The following is a 19,469-nucleotide window of genomic DNA, read 5'->3' as shown; positions in this document are numbered from 1 at the left end:
TCCGGCACGTCCGCTCGCCTGCCTCCGTCCCCTGCGGTTTGAGTGATCCCCGACATTCCGGACCGCTCCCGGCGCCTCAGCCGCGCGACGCGGTGCGATCCGGACACGTATTCCCGCAGGAGGTTTGGTGAGAAGGTCACATTGGTGTGCGAGCCTGGCGGCTCTGGGAGGTCTGGCCGGTTCTCTGGTGCTCGGCGCTTCCGTCTCGTCCGCGGCGTCCGCGCATCCGGACGACAGCCGCACGAGCGGCGTCACGCGGGCCCTGTCCGCCACCCCGGAGCCGAAGCCGGCCCCCGGGCACGTGAAGCCGGGGGACGAGCACGGCCGTTACGAACAGCCGCGTGTGTGCAGGGGGCTCGTGCCGGATCCCATCCCGCCGAGGCTGGAGCGCCTCTTCTTCTGTGGTGACTGGCGGCTGGGCCCGAAGTGGCTGCCGACCCGGGGCCCGGTGGGGAGGATCCTCGACGGGTACAACCGGCTCGGCGGTCTCACCGCCGTGAAGTTCCTCGACAAGTGGTGGGACCCCACCCTCGACTCCGGCCAGGGCGACTGGCGTTACCCGCCGGACGACGGCTTCACCCACCAGAACCAGACGGTACTGGCCGCCCCCCTGGTGCTCCACGCCGGCCTGAAGCTCGACCGCGTCGGCGGCGAGTCGGGCCGCTTCCTCGCCCCCGCTGGCACCAAGTACGGGAAGCGTTCCATCCCGCCGTCGAGCCTCAACACCATGGACCCGCGCTACCCGTACAACTACCACCTCTACCGGCTGGCCAAGGACGTGACGGTCTGCGCGGGCGAGACCGCCCCCGGGTTCGAGCAGCCCGGCCTCGGCACCCAGTACGTGACATCGAGCAGGTTCTGCCCGGACATCCCCCGCACCACGGTGGGTGATCTGGTGAGCAATGGCACGCTGGTGCGGATCAACCACTGATCCACCCCCTCCCTCGGTGGCGCGCGATCCGCGCGGAAGCCGGCTCCGGCTGTGACCGGGCCCGGCTTCCGCCCCGGCGGAAGGCTCACGGCATGGACCGGTTCGCGTTGTGCCGGGCCCTCGACGCGGCCGGGATTCCCGCCGCGTCCTACCAGATCGCGGACTGCCCCGGCAGCCACCGCGCGGCCGACCGCTACTTCCTCGAAGGACGCGACGGGGACTGGGCCGTGGGCGTCCACGAGCGGGGGACCCACCAGGTCTTCGAGCGGTTCGCCGACGAGGGCGAGGCCTGCCGCTGGATCTACGACCGGCTCGTCGCCGGGGAGCCGTCCGTCACGGAACCCGCGCCCACGGCGCCGGCCGGTCCGGGTGGTGACCCCGAGGCCCTGCAACGGCAGGCCGACGAGGAACTGGAACAGGCCCTCGCCGAGCTGCGCCGCCGAGCGCGCGAGGAGGCCGGGGAGAAGCCCCGGGAAGGGCCCGGCGAGAAGGCCCAGGGAGGAGACCGGCGGAGGCCCGGCGAGGAGACCGCTGAAGGTGACGGTCCCGCGTAGCCCGAACCCCGTCGCGTCTCACACGGTGACGACCCCGTCGCCTCTCACACGGTGACGACGGCCTTCGCCCGCGCGTGCTCCACTCCACGTACTCGGCGAACGCCCCGTCGGCCTCACCGAACACCTCGTCCCCGGGACACGGCCGCTTCACGTCGGCGCCGACCGCCTCGACCGGCCCCGCGAAGTCCCGCACCCGGACCCGCTGCCTGGGCCGGCGGGCACCGAAGGTGAGCCGGGCCAGGGAACTCCGTAAGGCACCCGTGGGTGCGGCGATCGATCGGCCGGCCGCGCAAGCGCCACCGCTTGCGACGCCGGCCGGACACCGGGTCCACGGGAATCGGGACAGGCCCTCCCCAGGGGGCAACCGGAGGGCCGGTTCGCGACGCGGCCCCCGCGACCCGGTCAGCCGTCGGCGGGACGCCGGTCCCCGTGCCACGAGTGCCACAGCGCCGCGTACGGACCCCCGGCCGCGACCAGCTCGTCGTGCGTGCCCAGTTCGGTCAGCCGGCCGTCCTCCATCACCGCCACCCGGTCGGCGTCGTGGGCGGTGTGCAGCCGGTGGGCGATGGCGATGACGGTCCGGCCCTCCAGGACGGCGGCCAGCGCGCGCTCCGTGTGCCGGGCCGTCGTCGGGTCGAGGAGCGCCGTGGCCTCGTCGAGGATCAGGGTGTGCGGGTCGGCGAGCACCACCCGGGCCAGCGCCAGCTGCTGGGCCCGTGAGCCGTCGACGCGCAGGGCCTCGGGGCCCAGCTCGGTGTCCAGCCCGTCCGGGAGCTCCCCGGCCCAGTCGTCGGCGCCGACCGCCGCGAGCGCCGCCCACAACTCGGCGTCGCCGGCGGCCGGTTCGGCGATGAGCAGGTTGTCGCGGACCGTGCCGAGGAACACATGGTGCTCCTGGGTGACGAGGACGACGTGCCGGCGCAGCTGCTCGGGGTCGAGGGCGACGACCGGCACCCGCCCGACCGTCACCGTCCCGCTGCCCGGCGCGTCGACGCCCGCCAGCAGTCTGCTCAGCGTGGTCTTCCCGGCACCGGAGGGGCCCACGACGGCCAGTCGCTCCCCGGGGCGCACCGTCAGGTCGACCCCGCGCAGCACCTCACCGCCCCGGTCGTACGCGTACCGCACGCCGGTGACGTCGATCCGGTCGTCCACCGGTACGGGCGAGCCGGCCGGGACGGCGCGCGGCGCGCGGGCCAGCCCCTCCACGCGGGCGAACGAGGCGCCGCTGCTCTGTAGTTGCTCGACCTGGTTCAGGATCTGGTCGAGCGGTTCGGCGAGCCGGTGCAGATAGAGCGTCGCGGCGACCACCGTGCCGAGGCTCAGCGTGCCCCGGGCGTGCAGCGCGCCGCCCACCAGGAGTACGGCGACGACCGGGACGACGTACGAGATCTCCACGGCCGGGAAGAACACACTGCGCAGGAACAGCGTCCGCATCCGCGTGCCCCGGGAGACCTCCAGCGCGTCCCGGCTCGCCCGGATCCGGAGCTCGCGCAGTCCGAACGCCTCCACCGTGCGGGCGCCGGACGCGGTGGAGGCGAGGATCTCGGCGACCTCCGAGGTGGCGGCGCCCTGGGCGAGATAGGCGGCGCGCGCCCGGCGCAGATACCAGCGCAGCGCGAACCCGATGCCTGCCAGGCCCAGCACCCCGCAGGCACCGAGCAGCGGATCGATGACGAAGACGGCGACCAGGACGAACAGCGCCTGCGCGCCGGAGATCAGCAGCTGCGGTCCCGTGTCGCGCAGTGTGTTGCCGACCACCGTGACGTCCCCGGTGCCGCGCGCCGTCAGATCGCCGGTGCCCGCCCGCTCCACGACCGACGCGGGCAGCGTCAGCGTCCGCTCCACGAACTCCTCCCGCACCCGCGCGAGGGTCCGCTCCCCGAAGCGGTACCCCACGAACCGGGCCCAGCGCGCCAGCAGGAGCTGCGCCACCGCGGACACGAGGATGACGAGCGCCGGCCCGTCGACCACCTCCACGCCGCCGCCGCTCCGTACGTCGTCGATCATCCGCCCGAGCAGCCAGGGGCCGACCAGACCGGCCGCGGCGGCCAGCGCGTTGAGACCGAGCACGGCGGCGAACACCCGCCCGTCCGCCCGGATCAGCCGCACCGCCGCCCGCCGCACCTCGGCGCGCCCCGCGACCGGCAGATGGACACTCACAGCACGACCTCCTCGTCCACGCCCGCCACCGGGCCCGCGTCCTTTTCCCCGGCCGTCTCCGTATCCCCGTCCGGTTCCATGTCGCGGGCCACCAGGGCCCGGTATCCCGGCTCCGTCCTGAGGAGTTCGCGGTGCGTGCCGGTGGCCGCGGCCTTGCCGTCGACCAGGAAGCAGACGGTGTCCGCGCGGTCAAGGACGAGCGGCGACGTGCTGGTCACGACGGTCGTACGGCCCGAGCGCGCGGCGCGCAGCCTGGTCGCGACGGCCGCCTCGGTGTGGGCGTCGAGCGCCGAGGTCGGTTCGAGGGCGAGCAGCACCTCCGGGTCGGCGAGGAGCGCGCGCACCAGCCGCACCCGCTGCCGCTGCCCGCCGGACAGGCTCCGGCCCTGCGCGTCGACGGCCGAGTCGAGACCGCCCGGCAGGCCGAGCACGATGTCGTCGGCGACGGCCGTGCGCACGGCCCCGGCGATGGTCTCCTCGTCGGGGTCCCGGCGTCCTCGGACCAGTTCGCGCAGGGTGCCCGCGAACAGGTCGGCCTCGTGGTCGGCGACCAGGATCCGTTCGCGCACCTGCGGCAGGGAGATTTCGTCGAGCCGTACGCCGCCCCAGGTCACGTCCGACGCCGCGTACCGGCCGAGCCGGTCGACCACGGCCTCGGACTCCGCGGGGCGGGCCCCGGCCAGCGCGGTCAGTCTCCCCGGGACCACCCGGACCCCGGACTCCGGATCGTGCAGCACGGCCGGGGACCCCGGGGCGTCCAGCGCGCCCGGGGGAGAGGCGACGGGCTCCAGGGACAGGAACCGTACGACGCGCCGGGCGGCGACCACGGCCCGGGAGAGTTCGTAAGCGCAGTCGATGAAGAAGTACACCGGCAGGACGAGGACCGCGACATAGCCGTACACGGACACCAACTCGCCTATGCTGATGGCTCCTTGAGCGGCCAGCCGGGCCGCGATCCAGGTCACCGCGGCCAGGAAGACGGACGGCAGCCCCATGCCCAGCGCCTGGATCCAACTGGTCACCGAGCCGACCCGGTACCCCTGTTCCCGCAGCTTCTGCGAGTCACGGCGGAACGCGTCCGCGAACAGCCCTTTGCCGCCGAGCCCGTTCAGGACACGCAGCCCGCCCGCGAGATCGCCGATGCGTGCCGTCAGTACGGACTGCCGTTCGCGGTACCCCGTCTCGGTCCCCTGGAGCCGGCTCATCAACGGCCCGACGAGGACGGTCATCAGCGGCACGCCGAGCAGGATCACCGCGGACAGCTGCACCGAGACCGGCAGCAGCAGGGCGGCCACCACGGCGTAGGTGACGACCGCTGCCAGACCGGGCCCGACGACGGTCAGCGACGTGCTGATCGTGTCCACGTCGCGGACGCCGACCGTGACGATCTCTCCCGTTCCGATCTGCCGCGAGAGTGCCGCGCCGAGCCGGGCCGCGTGCTCGACCACGAGCTTGACCGTACGGAAGTTGGCGTCCATCCGGACCTGGGTCATCGTGCGGTGCCGTACGACACCCAGACCGGCGTTGACCACCCCGGCACCCAGCACGGCGGCCGTCCAGCCGGCCAGCGCCACCCCGTCGCCCGGCTCCAGACCGTCGTCGATCGCCCGGGACAGCAGATACGGCGTCAGTGCCGTGAGCCCCATCCACACGCTGGCGACCACCGCGCCGGTGACCGACCGGCCCGCCTGCCGGGTGACCAGCCACCACAGGAACCGCCAGCCGCCCCGGCGGTCCGGTGTCCCCGGATCCGCGTACGTGTCGATCATCTGCCCTTTTCGCCCCTCTGTCCGCCGGTCCGCCCGTCCACCGCTAGACGAGGCTGTCGCGCCAGGCCCGGTGCAGATCCGCGAACCGGCCGGTGCCCGCGACGAGTTCGGCGGGTGTGCCGTCCTCGACGACCCGCCCGTGCTCCATCACCAGCACCCGGTCGGCGATGGCCACCGTCGACAATCGGTGCGCGATGACCACCGCCGTACGGCCCCGCAGAACGGTCGACATGGCGCGCTGCACGGCCCGTTCACCCGGGATGTCCAGGGAGCTGGTCGCCTCGTCGAGGATCAGGACGGCCGGGTCGGCGAGCAACGCCCGTGCGAAGGCGACGAGTTGGCGCTGACCCGCCGAGATACGGCCGCCGCGCTTGCGTACGTCGGTGTCGTAGCCGTCGGGCAGGACGCTGATGAAGTCGTGCGCGCCGATCGCCTTCGCGGCCCGCTCGACCTCCTCGCGGGACGCCTCGGGACGGCCGATCGCGATGTTCTCGGCGACCGTGCCCGAGAACAGGAACGCCTCCTGGGTCACCATCACCACCCCGCGCCGCAGTTCGGGCACCGACAGCTCGCGCAGATCGACGCCGTCGAGCAGGACCCGCCCGTCGGAGGGGTCGTAGAACCGGGCCAGCAGCTTGGCGAGGGTCGACTTGCCGGCGCCGGTCGAGCCGACCACGGCCACCGTCTGTCCGGCGGGCAGCGTGAGCGAGAAGGCGGGCAGGACCTCCCCGCCGGTGCGGTACGCGAAGCGGACGTCGTCGAACACGACCTCGCGGCCGGGGTGTTCGGAGGCGAGTGCCGGCAACAGCCGTGGCACGGAAGGCTCCGGCACGGACGGCGTCTGGGCCAGCAGACCGGCGATCTTCTCCAGCGAGGCCGCCGCGGACTGGTAGGAGTTCAGGAACATCCCGAGGCGGTCGATCGGGTCGTACAGCCGGCGCAGATAGAGCACCGCGGCGGCGAGCACACCGAGCGCCAGCGAACCCGAGGCCACCCGGTAGGCGCCCCACAGCACGATGCCCGCGACCGCCGTGCCCGCGACGAGCCGGGAGCCGACGACGTAGCGGGCCATCTCCAGCAGGGCGTCGCCGTTCGTCTTCTCGTGCCGCCGGTTGAGCACCCCGAACTCGGCTTCGTTGGCGGCCTCCCGGCGGAACGCGCGCACCGGCCGGATGCCGTTCATCGTCTCCGCGAACTTCACGATCACCGCGGCGATCGTCGTCGAGCGGACGGCGAAGATCCGGCCCGCCCGGCGCTGGTAGCGGCGGATGAGCAGGTACAGCGGCACGAAGGAGACCACCGCGACCGCGCCCAGGCCGGCGTCCAGCCACAGCAGCATCGCCGAGATGTAGACGAAGGACAGGACGACCGTGACGAGTTCCTGGAGGCCCTCGCTGAGCAGTTCGCGCAGCGACTCGACATCCGTCGTGGAGCGGGAGATCAGCCGGCCCGAGGTGTAGCGCTCGTGGAAGTCGACGCTGAGCGCCTGGGCGTGCCGGAAGATCCGGCCGCGCAGATCGAGCAGCACGTCCTGGTTGACCCGGGCCGAGGCGATGATGAAGGCGTACTGGAGCAGGCCGGAGGCCGCGGAACACAGCAGGTAGGCGACGCCGACGGCGATGAGCGGCCCGTGGTCGTCCTGCCGGAACGCCGGAACGGCGCGGTCGATGGCGTACGCCACCAGCAGCGGACCCGCCTGCACCGCGGCCTGCTGGAGCAGCAGCAGGACGGTGGTCACGGCCACCCGGGCCCTGAGCGGGGCGAGCAGCGAGCGCAGCAGTGTCGCGGTCGCGCCCGGGGGAGTGGGAAGGGTGTCGCGGTCGAAGGGGTCCTGGTACGGCTCGGGTTCGGGGGCCGCCCGGCCCTTCCGCCGCCCGCCGTTCCGTCCCGCGTCCCGCCCGCCGCCAGAGCCGTCGTCGCGGCCCTCGCCCGGTCCGTCGGTCGGGCCCCTGTCCGGTCCCCTGTCCAGTCCGTCGTCCGGTTCCTCGTCGGGTTCCTTGCCCGGCGCGGTGGTCGTGGGCGCCGCTGTCATCGGCCGTCCTCCTCTGCACCCGACATCAGGTGGGCGTATTCGGCATGCGTGCGCAGCAGTTCGTGGTGGGTGCCGACCGCCGTGACCCGGCCGCCGGAGAGCAGGGCCACCCGGTCGGCCAGCAGGACCGTGGACGGGCGGTGGGCCACGATCAGCGCGGTCGTCTCCGCCAGCACCCGGCGCAGGGCGGCCTCGACCGCCGCCTCCGTGTGCACGTCCAGCGCCGACAGCGGGTCGTCGAGCACCAGGAAGCGGGGCCGGCCGACCACCGCGCGGGCCAGCGCGAGCCGCTGCCGCTGCCCGCCGGAGAGGCTGAGGCCCTGCTCGCCGACCTGCGTCGCCGTGCCCTGGGGCAGCGCGTGCGCGAAGTCGGCCTGGGCGACGGCGAGGGCACGGTCCAGCTCCGCCCGGCCCGCGCTCTCCGCGGCGCCCATCAGGACGTTCTCCCCGACGGTGGCCGAGAAGAGGGTGGGTTCCTCGAAGGCGACGGCGACGAGTTCGCGCAGCTCCTCGCGGGGCATCCCGGTGATGTCCCGGCCGTCCAGGGTGATCCGGCCGGACGTCACCTCGTGGAGGCGGGGGACGAGCGCGGTGAGGGTGGTCTTGCCGGTACCGGTGGCGCCGACGAGGGCCATGCTCTCGCCGGGACGGACGTGCAGGTCGATGCCGGCCAGCACGGGCGGCGCGTCCGCGGGAGCGTCGGGATACCGGAACTCGACACGATGGAACCGCAGTCCACCGTCGGCCCCGGCCCCGGTCTCGGCTTGGGCCCCCGCCCCCGCCGCGCGGGAACCCCGGCCGGCCGTCCCGCCGTCACCCTGTCCGGCGGTTTTGCCGTCATCGCGGGCGGCGGTGGCGTCGGCTTCCCGCGCCTCGGCCGATCCGGCACCCCGCGCGGCTGCCGCGTCGGCGGTGGGCACCGCGCCCGCGGCCGTCGCCCGCGCCGGGCCCGTCGTGCGGACGGCCGCGGCGGCCCGTACCCGCGCCGAACTCGGAGCGGGCCCGGTCACGGTCGCCGGAGCGGGTAGGCCCGCCTCGGCCGGTACGGACGTGACGTCCGACTCCGGCGTCGCGTGCATGACCTCGAAGTACCGCTCCGTGGCCGTCCCCGCCTCCTGGCTCATCGCGAGGAGGAAGCCGATGGAGTCGACGGGCCAGCGCAGGGCGAGCGCGGTCGACAGGAACGCGACCAGCGTGCCGGCGGAGAGACGGCCGTCGGCGACCTGGACCGTGCCGAGCACGAGCGCGGCACCGATGGCGAATTCGGGCAGCGTGACGATGACGCCCCAGATGGCGGCGAGCAGCCGGGCCTTGACCAGCTCCGTGCCGCGCAGCGTCCGGGACAGCTCGCGGAACGCGCGCGCCTGGCTGCGATGGCGTCCGAACCCCTTGATGATCCGGATGCCGAGCACGCTCTCCTCGACCACCGTCGTCAGGTCGCCGACCTGGTCCTGCGCCCGCCGCGCCACCTCCGCGTAGCGCCGCTCGAAGAGCCAGCAGACGATCATGACCGGGATGGCCGGGGCGAGCAGCACCAGCCCGAGGGTCCACTCCTGGGCCAGCATGATGGCGATGCCCGCGAGGATCGTCACGCCGTTCACCAGCAGGAACGTCAGCGGGAACGCCAGGAACATGCGGACCAGCATCAGATCGGTGGTCGCCCGGGACAGCAGCTGGCCCGAGGCCCAGCGGTCGTGGAAGGCGACCGGCAGACGTTGCAGATGCCGGTACAGATCGGCCCGCATCGCCGCCTCGACCCCGGCCAGCGGGCGGGCCACCAGCCATCGGCGCAGCCCGAACAGAACGGCCTCGGCGATGCCGAGCAGCAGCAGATACAGCGCCCCGAGCCAGACACCCGCCGGATCGTGCCCGGTGACCGGACCGTCCACCATCCACTTCAGGATCAGCGGGAACACGAGCGCGAGACAGGACGCGACCACCGCGACGAACGCGGCGCAGAACAGCCGGGCCCGCACCGGGCGTACATACGGCCACAGGCGCAGCAGGCTGCGAACGGTCGAACGGTCGGGGTGGCCGAGGGCGGCGGCATCTGGTGTGGACATCACGTGCGAGCCTACGTTTCACCACTGACAGTGCCCACCGAGTTTTTGGGCGCACTTGAATCGTTCGAGGGGCCCGGGACCGGCGCGCGGGCCCCCGCAGGGGCGGGCGTTCGAGGGGTCGTACCGCCGCGTCAACCGATCGGCTGATGCCGGTTCGAGCGCGATGGCCGATGTGCCGGCTCGGGCCCCGCTGCGACTCTCGGACCATGTCAGTCATCGAAGTGAGCGGACTGCGCAAGTCCTACGGCGGCCGGGCCGTCGTCGACGGTGTCTCCTTCACCGTCGAGGAGGGCGAGATCTTCGGGATCCTCGGCCCGAACGGCGCGGGCAAGACCACCACCGTCGAATGCGTCGAGGGGCTGCGGGTCCCCGACGCGGGCCGCGTCCGGGTCGCCGGGCTCGACCCCTTCACCGACCACCAGGCCACCAGCCGCGTCCTCGGCGCCCAGCTCCAGCAGAGCGAACTCCAGGCGAAACTCACCGTGCGCGAGGCGCTGGAGCTGTACGCCGCCTTCTACCCGCACCCGGCCGACTGGCGCCCGCTGGCCGAACGCCTCGGCCTGACCGACCGGCTCGGCACCGGCTTCGGCAAGCTCTCCGGCGGCCAGAGGCAGCGCCTGTTCATCGCGCTCGCGCTCATCGGCGACCCGCGCGTGGTCGTGCTCGACGAGCTGACCACCGGGCTCGACCCGCGGGCCCGCCGCGACACCTGGGAGCTCATCGAGGACATCCGCGCCCAGGGCGTCACCGTCCTCCTGGTCACGCACTTCATGGAGGAGGCGCAGCGGCTGTGCGACCGGATCGCGGTCATCGACCAGGGGCGCGTGGCCGCCCTGGACACCCCGGCCGGTCTGATCCGCCGCTCGACGGGCTCGACCGTCATCAGCTTCACGCCGTCGGCGCCGCTGGACGAGGGTGACCTGGCCGGGCTCCCCGCGCTCGCCTCGGTGCAGCGCAAGGACGGCCGGCTCACGCTGTCCGGCACCGACGAGACCGTCAACGCCGTCATCACCCTGCTCGCCCGGCACCGCGTCACCGCCCACCAACTCCGCGTCACCGACGCCACCTTGGACGACGCGTTCCTGGACCTGACGGAGGTCGCCGTATGAACACCGCAGTCCCGCGCGACAACACCGCAGTCCCGCGCGTCAACACCGCAGTCCTGCGCGCCGAGTTGCGCCTCTTCCGCCGCGAACCGGGCGCCCTCTTCTGGATCCTGCTGTTCCCCACCCTGCTCCTGGTGATCCTGGGCTCCGTCCCGTCCTTCCGCCACCACCACGCCGAGCTGGGCGGCCTGCGCACGATCGACGTGTACGTCCCGATCGCCGTGCTGCTCGGCATGATCGTCGGCGGGCTGCAGTCGATGCCGCAGACCCTCACCGGCTACCGCGAACGCGGCATCCTGCGCCGGATGTCCACCACGCCGGTGCGCCCGTCCGCCCTGCTGTTCGCGCAGATGCTGGTCTACGGCGCGGCGGCCCTGCTCTCCGCCCTGTGCGCCCTCGTCGTCGGCCGCCTCGCCTTCGGCGTGCGACTGCCCGAGCAGCCGTACGGCTATCTCCTCGCCCTGCTCCTGGCGGTCCTGGCCGCACTGTCCCTGGGCGCGGTGGTCTCCGCGCTGTCCCGGACGACGAGGATCGCGGGTGCGATCGGGTCGGTCGTGTTCTTCCCGATGATGTTCTGCGCGGGCGTGTGGATTCCGGTGCAGTCCATGCCGGACACGCTCGCCCGGATCGTCGGTTGCACACCGTTCGGCGCCGCCGCGCAGGCACTGAACCAGGCGGCGGCGGGGAACTGGCCGGGCTGGTCGCACCTGGGGGTACTGGTCGCCTGGACCGTGCTGCTCACGGCGGGCGCCTCCCGCTGGTTCCGCTGGGAATAGGGACTGTCCGGGAGGGCCCGTGCAGACTGGGGACATGACCGCGGCGGACAGACGGATCGAGCGACGCTGGGAGCAGGTGCACGCCTGGGGTCCGTACGGACTGCTCGGTATCAGCGTCGTCCTCGCGGCCGTCAGCACCGGCCAGATGGACGGCCCCGCCGAGTGGGAGCTGGACGCGGGCCTGGTCGCCGCCGCGATCCTGCTCCAGGTGTGGTGGAACGGCACCCGCTCCCGCCGCCCCGCCCGCGGCCGGATCCCGTCCCGGGCCGGGACGGCGTACTACGCCGTCCGCTGGGCGATCGCCTTCACGCTCACCTGGAGCAGCGGCTTCTTCGCGTTCTACGCGGCCACCGGTTACATGGACGCCGACGAGCTGATCCCGGGCATGTGGCGGCGGCTCGGGCTGTTCGCCAGCGCGATCACCGTGGCCGGCGCGCAGAGCGGCGGGATGCCGCCGAGGAGCGTGACCCAGTGGCTCGCGTTCGGCGGGCTCCTGGCCGCCAACTCCGGCCTGCAGACGGTGGTGGCCCACCTCACCGAACAGGAGGAACGGCGCTCCCGCGAACGGGCCGAGACCATCGCGGAACTCGAACGCACCAACGCGGCCCTGCGACGGGCCCTCGACGAGAACGTCGCCCTGCACACCCAACTCGTCGTCCAGGCACGGGAGGCCGGGGTCGCCGACGAGCGCCGCCGGCTGGCCGCCGAGATCCACGACACCATCGCCCAGGGGCTGACCGGCGTCATCGCCCAGCTCCAGGTCGTGGCGAACGCCCCCGACCTGACGGTCGCCCGCACCCACCTCGAACGGGCCTCCGCGCTCGCCCGCCACAGCCTCGGCGAGGCCCGCCGCTCGGTGCACAACCTGGCCCCCGTGGCGCTGGCCGACGACGGTCTGCCCCAGGCGCTGAAGAAGACCGTCGCCGAATGGGGTGAACGCACCGGCACACGCGCCGAGTTCACCGTGACCGGTATCAGCGAGCAGCTCCACGACGAGGTCTCGGCCACCCTCCTGCGCATCGCCCAGGAGGCCCTCTCCAACGCCGCACGGCACGCGGCAGCCGCCCGTGTCGGAGTGACGCTGAGCTTCATGGGCGACGAGGTCACCCTCGACGTGCGCGACGACGGCCGCGGCTTCGACCCGCTCGCCGTGCCCGCCCGCACCGGCACCGGCGGATTCGGTCTCGGCGGTATGCGGGCCCGCGCCGAACGCATCGCCGGCTCCCTCGCCGTGGAGTCCGAGCCGGGCCACGGCACGGCACTCTCGGCTCGCGTACCGTTGGTACGCCATGCCTCATGACACGGACACCCGTATCTCGCTGCTGATCGTCGACGACCATCCCGTCGTACGCGACGGTCTGCGCGGCATGTTCGAGTCCGCGCCCGGTTTCACCGTCGTCGGCGAGGCGGTGAACGGGGTCGAGGCGGTCGAGCGGGCCGTCGCCCTCGACCCGGACGTGATCCTGATGGACCTGCGCATGCCGGGCGGCGGGGGAGTGGACGCCATCGGTGAACTGACCCGCCGACGCGCCCGCGCCAGGGTCCTCGTCCTCACCACCTACGACACCGACTCCGACACCCTGCCCGCGATCGAGGCGGGCGCGACGGGCTATCTGCTGAAGGACGCGCCCCGCGACGAGCTGTTCACCGCCGTGCGCGCCGCCGCCGAGGGCCGCACCGTCCTCTCCCCGGCCGTCGCCTCCCGCCTGGTCAGCGCCGTGCGCGCCCCCGGCAACGAGCCTCTCTCGGCCCGTGAGCGGGAGGTTCTGGCGCTGGTCGCCAAGGGCACCTCGAACCGCGAGATCGCCCGCGAACTGTTCATCAGCGAGGCGACCGTGAAGACCCATCTCACCCACCTGTACGCCAAGCTGGGCGTCAAGGACCGGGCGGCGGCGGTGGCGACGGCGTACCAGCGGGGGATCCTCGGCTGACCGGGCCGCGCCCCGGCCCGTCACGGCCCGCCCTCAGCGGACCTTCAGCAGCAGCACGGACCGCGCCGGCACCATGATCGCCGTGCCCGCCCGGTGCGCGACCCGGGGGGCCTCGGCCTGGTCCTCGCGCGAGGTGTCCACGACCACCTCGTACCGCGCGGCCCAGGGCGGCCCCGGCAGGTCGAAGGCGGCCGGCCGGTCCCCGGCGTGCAGCACGGCGAGGAAGCTGTCGTCGACGACCGGGGTGCCCCGCGCGTCCCGGCCGGGGATGTCCCGGCCGGACAGATACATGCCGAGGGTCGCGGCCGGCGCGTACCAGTCCCGTTCCGTCATCTCGGTGCCCCGCGCCGTGAACCAGGCCAGGTCCCGCAGTCCGTCGACCGAATGGGCCCGCCCGGAGAAGAACGCCCGGCGGCGCAGCACGGGATGCTCGTGGCGGAGCGCGATCAGACGGGACGTCAGCTCGAACAGCGTCCGCCAGCCGGGGTCGTTCAGCTGCGACCAGTCGACCCAGCTGATCTCGTTGTCCTGGCAGTAGGCGTTGTTGTTGCCCCGCTGGGTCCGCCCGAACTCGTCCCCGGCGACCAGCATCGGTACCCCGGTCGACAGCAGCAGTGTCGTCAGCAGATTCCTCAACTGCCGCCGCCGCAGCGCCTGTACGCGCTCGTCGTCGCTCTCGCCCTCCACCCCGCCGTTCCAGGCCCGGTTGTCGTCGGAACCGTCCCGGTTGCTCTCGCCGTTCGCCTCGTTGTGCTTGCGCTCGTAGGACACCAGGTCCCGCAGGGTGAAACCGTCGTGCGCGGTCACGAAGTTGACGGAGGCGTACGGGCGCCGACCGCCCCAGGCGTACAGGTCGCTCGACCCGGACAGCCGGTAGCCCAGGTCCCGTACGTCGGGCAGCGCGCCGCGCCAGAAGTCCCGGACGGCGTTGCGGTAGCGGTCGTTCCACTCCGTCCACAGGGGCGGGAAGGCGCCCACCTGGTAGCCGCCCGAGCCCACGTCCCACGGTTCGGCGATCAGCTTGACCCGGCGCAGCACGGGGTCCTGCGCGATGACGGCGAGGAACGGCGACAGCATGTCGACGTCGTGCATGGACCGGGCCAGGGCGGCCGCCAGGTCGAAGCGGAAGCCGTCGACGCCCATCTCGGTCACCCAGTACCGCAGCGAGTCCGTGATCAGCCGCAGCACCTGCGGCTGCACGACGTGCAGGGTGTTGCCGCACCCCGTGTAGTCCGCGTAGCGGCGCGCGTCCGACTGGAGCCGGTAGTAGCCGCGGTTGTCGATGCCGCGCAGCGACAGCGTCGGGCCGAGTTCGCCCGCCTCCGCGGTGTGGTTGTAGACCACGTCGAGGATGACCTCGATCCCGGCCGCGTGCAGCGCGCGCACCATCCGTTTGAACTCGCCGACCTGCTGGCCGGTCGTGCCGGAGGCGGCGTAGCCCGCGTGCGGGGCGAAGTAGCCGATCGAGTTGTAGCCCCAGTAGTTCTTCATGCCCCGGCGCAGCAGGTGGTCCTCGTGCGCGAACTGGTGCACGGGCAGCAGCTCCACCGCCGTCACCCCGAGGTTCACCAGGTGCTCGATCGCGGCAGGGTGCGCGAGGCCCGCGTACGTGCCGCGCAGGTCCTCGGGGATCCCCGGGTGCAGACGGGTGAATCCGCGCACGTGCAGTTCGTAGATCACCGAGTCGGCCCACGGGGTCTTCGGGCGGTGGTCGTCCGACCAGTCGTCGTCGTCCTGGACGACGACGCCCTTGGGGACGAGGGGCGCCGAGTCGCGGTCGTCGCGCACGGTGTCGGCGACCTGCTGCTGGGGCCAGTCACGGACATGCCCGTACACCTCCGGGGGCAGGCCGAAGTCGCCGTCCACGGCACGGGCGTACGGGTCGAGGAGCAGCTTCGCCGGGTTCCAGCGGGCGCCGGTCCACGGGTCCCAGCGGCCGTGCACCCGGAAGCCGTAGCGGCGGCCTGGGCGCACACCGGGGACGAAACCGTGCCAGATCTCGTGGGTGAGTTCGGTGAGCGGGACGCGTGTCTCGGCGCCCTCCTCGTCGAAGAGGCACAGGTCGACGGCCTCCGCACCGCCCGCCCACAGCGCGAAGTTGGTGCCCGTGGTGCCGTCCGGCCCGACCCGGAAGCGTGCTCCGAGGGGAGTCGGGGCACCCGGCCACACGGAGACGGGGGGCGCCGCGGGGCGCCGCCGCGCGCCGTTCACCGCGGGAGCGGCCGGCTCCACCGCCGGGTCCGCGGCCGCCGGTGCGGCGGCGGACGGCCCCACCGGGTCCGTGGCGGTCTGCGCGGGCAGCCCGCCGCCCGCGGCACGTCCCTCCTGGACCGCCTCCTGCTCGGGTGCGCTCGACACCGGTCAGCCTCCCACGGCTCGTGGAACGGCACGAAAAAGGGTGCGCGGCGTCCCGGCCGCAGCTCCTTGTCGCGTCGTCCTCCCCACTGTTCTGCCCAGAGCGTGGCTCGCACTCACGTTTCCCCGGAGGGGCGGCGTCGTTGGGTCCCTTGTGAAGCACGTACAGACGCGCGCGCGGCGCGCAGGGGCCGCGCTGGCCGCCGTACTGACCTGGGCCGGCCTGCTGGCCGGAGCCTCCGGCTGCTCCTCCGGCGGGATCTCGAAGGGGATCGGGGAGGCGTTCGACAGACCACGGTCGCCCGAGGACGTCATCCACGTCTCCCCCGACGACAACACCAAGGGCGTACGCCCGCAGGAGGCGCTGCTGGTACGGGTGCCCAGCGGGCGCCTGGAGTCCGTGAAGGTCGTCAGGTCCCAGGACGCCGAGGAGTCCCCGGTGCCGGGGCGCATCAGCGACGACGGCCTGTCCTGGAGACCGGACGGGACGCGGCTCGCGCTGGCCGCCAAGTACACCGTCGACGCGGTGGCCCTGGACGGGAGCGGGCACCGCTCGGCACGGCACACCACGTTCACCACGGCCGTCCCCGACGAGCGGTTCATCGGATACGTCACTCCGGAGGACCGGTCCGTCGTCGGCACCGGAATGATCGTCTCCCTCGAGTTCAACCGGGAGATCGTGAACCGGGCCGCCGTCGAGCGCGCCATCCAGGTGCGGGCGCGGCCGGCGGTGGAGATCCGCGCGCACTGGTTCGGCGACGGGCGCGTCGACTTCCGTCCCGAGCGGTACTGGAAACCGGGCACGAAGGTCACCGTGTCGCTGCGGCTGCGCGACGTCGAAGGTGCGCCGGGCGTGTACGGACTCCAGTCCAGGGCCTTCTCGTTCACCGTCGGCCGCAGCCAGACGTCGCTCGTCGACGCCGGCGCGCACACCATGGAGGTGCGCCGCGACGGCGACCTCATCGCCACGGTGCCGATCACGGCGGGGGCGCCGAAGACGACGACGTACAACGGGAAGATGGTCGTCACGGAGATGCTCGAAGTGACCCGGATGAACAGCCGGACCGTCGGTTTCGGCGGCGAGTACAACATCCCCGACGTTCCGCACGCGATGCGCCTGACCGACTCCGGAACCTTCCTGCACGGCAACTACTGGGCACCGGACGCCTTCGGGAACGCCAACGTGAGCCACGGCTGCGTGGGTCTGCGGGACGTGAAGGGCGGCAGCTCGGACACCCCGGCGGGCTGGTTCTTCGACCGCAGCCTCATCGGGGACGTCATCGAGGTCGTCCACAGCAAGGACAAACTGGTCGCCCCCGACAACGGACTCGGCGGCTGGAACATGGGCTGGAAGGAGTGGAAAAGGGGTGGGGCGGTGAAGTAACCCGATATACGGGTATCCGCGCCGCGGGCTCCAGCCGCGCCCCGTACGGCCGAAGTTGGGACTGAACGGTGACCTTCCCGGGGAGCCATCCCTCCAGGTCGTGTGATTAATTAGCGCGATACGCGCGTGGGACGCGCTGGAGTGCGGGCCTGATCAGGCCGTGCGAGGGGAGAAACCATTTTGAACGGGCGACCGATATCGGGGGCGTCGGTTGGCGCGCGGACACGCAAGAGCAACGGAATCCTGGCGCTGCTGCTGGGAGTTCTGCTGCTCGCCGTGACCGCCTGCGGCGGGGGAGGGAGTTCGGACCAGGGGTCCGGCTCCGGCGACGGCAAGGGCAAGAGCTCCAGCGGCACGGCGGACACCAAGGCCTCGCAGGCCGTGGTGACCATCACCCCGAAGGACGGCGCCGCCGACGTGAAGACCAGCGGCGCCCTCAAGGTGACCGCGGCCAAGGGCAAGTTGACCGAGGTCGCCGTCGAGGACACCAAGGGCAACGCTGTCAAGGGCAGCATCACGGACGGGGGCGCCACCTGGACGCCCTCGACCCACCTCTCCGCGGCCACCAAGTACAAGGTCCACGCGGTGGCCAAGGACGCCGGCGGCCGTGAGGCGGCCGAGGAGGCCGCGTTCACCACGCTGACCCCGAAGAACACGTTCGTCGGCATCTACACGCCGGAGGACGGCTCCAAGGTGGGCGTCGGGATGCCCTTCTCGATCCACTTCACCCGCGGCATCACGCACCCCGACGACGTCAAGAAGGCCATCACCTTCAAGACCGAGCCGGCGGTCGACGTCGAGGGCCACTGGTTCGGCAACGACCGTCTCGACTTCCGCCCCGAGCACTACTGGCAGGCCGGTACGAAGGTCACCGTCACGTTCGACCTCGACGGCGTCGAGGGCCGTCCCGGTGTCTACGGCAAGCAGGTCAGGACCGTGAAGTTCACGATCGGCCGCAGCCAGGTCAGCACCGTCGACGCCAAGACCCACAAGATGGTCGTCAAGCGCGACGGCAAGGTCCTCAGGACGCTCCCGATCACCACGGGCAAGTCGGGCTACGAGACCTGGAACGGCCAGATGGTCATCAGCGAGCGCCTCAAGGTGACCCGTATGAACGGCGAGACGGTCGGCTACGGCGGCGAGTACGACATCAAGGACGTGCCGCACGCCCAGCGCCTGACCAACTCGGGAACCTTCATCCACGGCAACTACTGGGGTGGCGGCGCCTTCGGCAACTACAACGCCAGCCACGGCTGCGTCGGTCTGCGCGATGTGCGCGGCGGCTACGACAGCAAGGTGCCGTCGGCCTGGTTCTACGACAACTCGATCATCGGCGACGTGGTGATCGTGAAGCACTCCCACGACAAGACGGTCGCTCCGGACAACGGCCTCAACGGCTGGAACATGTCCTGGTCGGACTGGACCAAGTAACCGCTCCGGACCGGACCGGGCCGTCGCCGCGGACCGGACCGGGCGACCGCTCCTCACCGGGCCGGGTGTGCTGTGACCCAGCACACCCGGCCCGTCGTCGTTAACGGCCACTAACCTGCTTCCATGACTGTGCATCTCGAAGTGGCCGAAGGCGTGGGCACCATCCGCCTGGACCGCCCTCCCATGAACGCCCTGGACGTCGCGACGCAGGACCGCCTCAAGGAACTGGCCGAGGAGGCCACGATCCGGCCGGACGTCCGCGCGGTGGTGCTGTACGGCGGGGAGAAGGTGTTCGCGGCGGGCGCGGACATCAAGGAGATGCAGGCCATGGACCACGCCGCGATGGTCGTACGGTCCCGGGCCCTGCAGGACTCCTTCACCGCCGTCGCCCGCATCCCCAAGCCCGTCGTCGCCGCCGTCACCGGATACGCGCTCGGCGGCGGCTGCGAACTGGCCCTGTGCGCCGATTACCGCATCGCCGGCGACAACGCCAAGCTGGGCCAGCCGGAGATCCTGCTCGGTCTGATCCCCGGTGCCGGCGGCACCCAGCGGCTGTCCCGGCTGATCGGCCCCTCCAAGGCCAAGGACCTCATCTTCACCGGCCGCATGGTCAAGGCCGACGAGGCCCTCGCGCTCGGCCTGGTCGACCGGGTCGTCCCCGCCGCCGAGGTCTACACCGCCGCGCACACCTGGGCCGCCCGGCTCGCGCAGGGTCCGGCCATCGCGCTGCGCGCGGCGAAGGAGTCGGTCGACGCGGGCCTGGAGACGGACATCGAGACCGGACTGACCATCGAGCGCAACTGGTTCGCCGGCCTGTTCGCGACAGAGGACCGCGAGCGGGGCATGCGGAGCTTCGTGGAAGAGGGCCCCGGCAAGGCGAAGTTCCTCTGAACCGTCCGCCGCTCCGGCCCGGGACCCGGCTTCCCGGCGTCCCGGGCCGGCCGGCCGACGGCGGCCGACGCGGCCGATGTCACCCT

At 72.6% G+C, this 19,469-nt stretch carries 14 protein-coding genes; 9 read left to right on the top strand and 5 right to left on the bottom strand.

The window, feature by feature from the left end; all coding sequences use genetic code 11:
• Window positions 1–127: 127 nt before the first annotated feature.
• Together ACZ6KY_RS28210 and ACZ6KY_RS28205 are read left to right on the top strand one after the other, a co-directional pair.
• Entirely contained in the window at window positions 128–931 is an 804-nt protein-coding gene (locus tag ACZ6KY_RS28210) for a TNT domain-containing protein (protein WP_469313074.1), read from the top strand.
• Window positions 932–1,023: 92 nt separating this feature from the next.
• Window positions 1,024–1,485, top strand: coding sequence for a hypothetical protein (locus ACZ6KY_RS28205; RefSeq protein ID WP_469313073.1), 462 nt, complete (start codon window positions 1,024–1,026; stop codon window positions 1,483–1,485).
• A gap of 402 nt (window positions 1,486–1,887) precedes the next feature.
• Here ACZ6KY_RS28205 and ACZ6KY_RS28200 read toward each other — a convergent pair whose 3' ends face one another.
• The 4 genes from ACZ6KY_RS28200 to ACZ6KY_RS28185 are packed head-to-tail and all read right to left on the bottom strand — an operon-like array spanning window position 1,888 to window position 9,509.
• Window positions 1,888–3,645: an ABC transporter ATP-binding protein gene (locus tag ACZ6KY_RS28200; RefSeq protein ID WP_469313072.1), complete on the bottom strand. Its 1,758-nt coding sequence runs from the start codon at window positions 3,643–3,645 to the stop codon at window positions 1,888–1,890.
• Entirely contained in the window at window positions 3,642–5,414 is a 1,773-nt protein-coding gene (locus ACZ6KY_RS28195) for an ABC transporter transmembrane domain-containing protein (RefSeq protein ID WP_469313071.1), read from the bottom strand. Before ACZ6KY_RS28195 ends, ACZ6KY_RS28200 begins: the two co-directional genes overlap by 4 nt.
• Before the next feature lie 43 nt (window positions 5,415–5,457).
• Complete coding sequence (locus tag ACZ6KY_RS28190) at window positions 5,458–7,446, bottom strand: ABC transporter ATP-binding protein (protein ID WP_469313070.1); 1,989 nt, start codon at window positions 7,444–7,446, stop codon at window positions 5,458–5,460.
• Complete coding sequence (locus tag ACZ6KY_RS28185) at window positions 7,443–9,509, bottom strand: ABC transporter ATP-binding protein (RefSeq protein ID WP_469313069.1); 2,067 nt, start codon at window positions 9,507–9,509, stop codon at window positions 7,443–7,445. The genes ACZ6KY_RS28190 and ACZ6KY_RS28185 overlap by 4 nt, the downstream gene beginning before the upstream one ends.
• 206 nt (window positions 9,510–9,715) lie before the next feature.
• Between ACZ6KY_RS28185 and ACZ6KY_RS28180 the strand changes: the two genes are divergently transcribed.
• Genes ACZ6KY_RS28180 through ACZ6KY_RS28165 form a run of 4 tightly spaced genes read left to right on the top strand, consistent with a single transcriptional unit; the run spans window position 9,716 to window position 13,322 of the window.
• Window positions 9,716–10,618 (top strand): ABC transporter ATP-binding protein, encoded by a 903-nt coding sequence (locus ACZ6KY_RS28180; protein WP_469313068.1) that lies wholly within the window; start codon window positions 9,716–9,718, stop codon window positions 10,616–10,618.
• Window positions 10,615–11,391 carry an ABC transporter permease gene (locus ACZ6KY_RS28175; protein WP_469313067.1) on the top strand — a complete coding sequence of 259 codons (777 nt, stop codon included), beginning with the start codon at window positions 10,615–10,617 and terminating at the stop codon, window positions 11,389–11,391. Before ACZ6KY_RS28180 ends, ACZ6KY_RS28175 begins: the two co-directional genes overlap by 4 nt.
• Window positions 11,392–11,425: 34 nt before the next feature.
• Window positions 11,426–12,691 carry a sensor histidine kinase gene (locus tag ACZ6KY_RS28170; protein ID WP_469313066.1) on the top strand — a complete coding sequence of 422 codons (1,266 nt, stop codon included), beginning with the start codon at window positions 11,426–11,428 and terminating at the stop codon, window positions 12,689–12,691.
• Window positions 12,681–13,322 (top strand): response regulator, encoded by a 642-nt coding sequence (locus ACZ6KY_RS28165; protein WP_469313065.1) that lies wholly within the window; start codon window positions 12,681–12,683, stop codon window positions 13,320–13,322. Before ACZ6KY_RS28170 ends, ACZ6KY_RS28165 begins: the two co-directional genes overlap by 11 nt.
• 33 nt (window positions 13,323–13,355) lie before the next feature.
• Here the strand turns inward: ACZ6KY_RS28165 and glgX are convergent, their stop codons facing one another.
• Complete coding sequence (gene glgX, locus ACZ6KY_RS28160; RefSeq protein WP_469313064.1) at window positions 13,356–15,680, bottom strand: glycogen debranching protein GlgX; 2,325 nt, start codon at window positions 15,678–15,680, stop codon at window positions 13,356–13,358.
• Window positions 15,681–15,831: 151 nt separating this feature from the next.
• On the opposite strand from glgX, the gene ACZ6KY_RS28155 reads away from it, so the two are divergent.
• From ACZ6KY_RS28155 to ACZ6KY_RS28145, 3 genes are all read left to right on the top strand, one after another.
• Window positions 15,832–17,061: a L,D-transpeptidase gene (locus ACZ6KY_RS28155; RefSeq protein WP_469313063.1), complete on the top strand. Its 1,230-nt coding sequence runs from the start codon at window positions 15,832–15,834 to the stop codon at window positions 17,059–17,061.
• A 180-nt stretch (window positions 17,062–17,241) separates the two neighbouring features.
• Window positions 17,242–18,492 (top strand): L,D-transpeptidase, encoded by a 1,251-nt coding sequence (locus tag ACZ6KY_RS28150; protein ID WP_469313062.1) that lies wholly within the window; start codon window positions 17,242–17,244, stop codon window positions 18,490–18,492.
• A 123-nt stretch (window positions 18,493–18,615) separates the two neighbouring features.
• Window positions 18,616–19,383: an enoyl-CoA hydratase/isomerase family protein gene (locus ACZ6KY_RS28145; RefSeq protein ID WP_469313061.1), complete on the top strand. Its 768-nt coding sequence runs from the start codon at window positions 18,616–18,618 to the stop codon at window positions 19,381–19,383.
• The last annotated feature ends 86 nt before the right edge of the window (window positions 19,384–19,469 follow it).

Source organism: Streptomyces sp. NPDC042002, from assembly GCF_055588305.1.
Note: the sequence above shows the minus strand (reverse complement) of the source record. Positions and strands in the feature narration are given on the sequence as shown.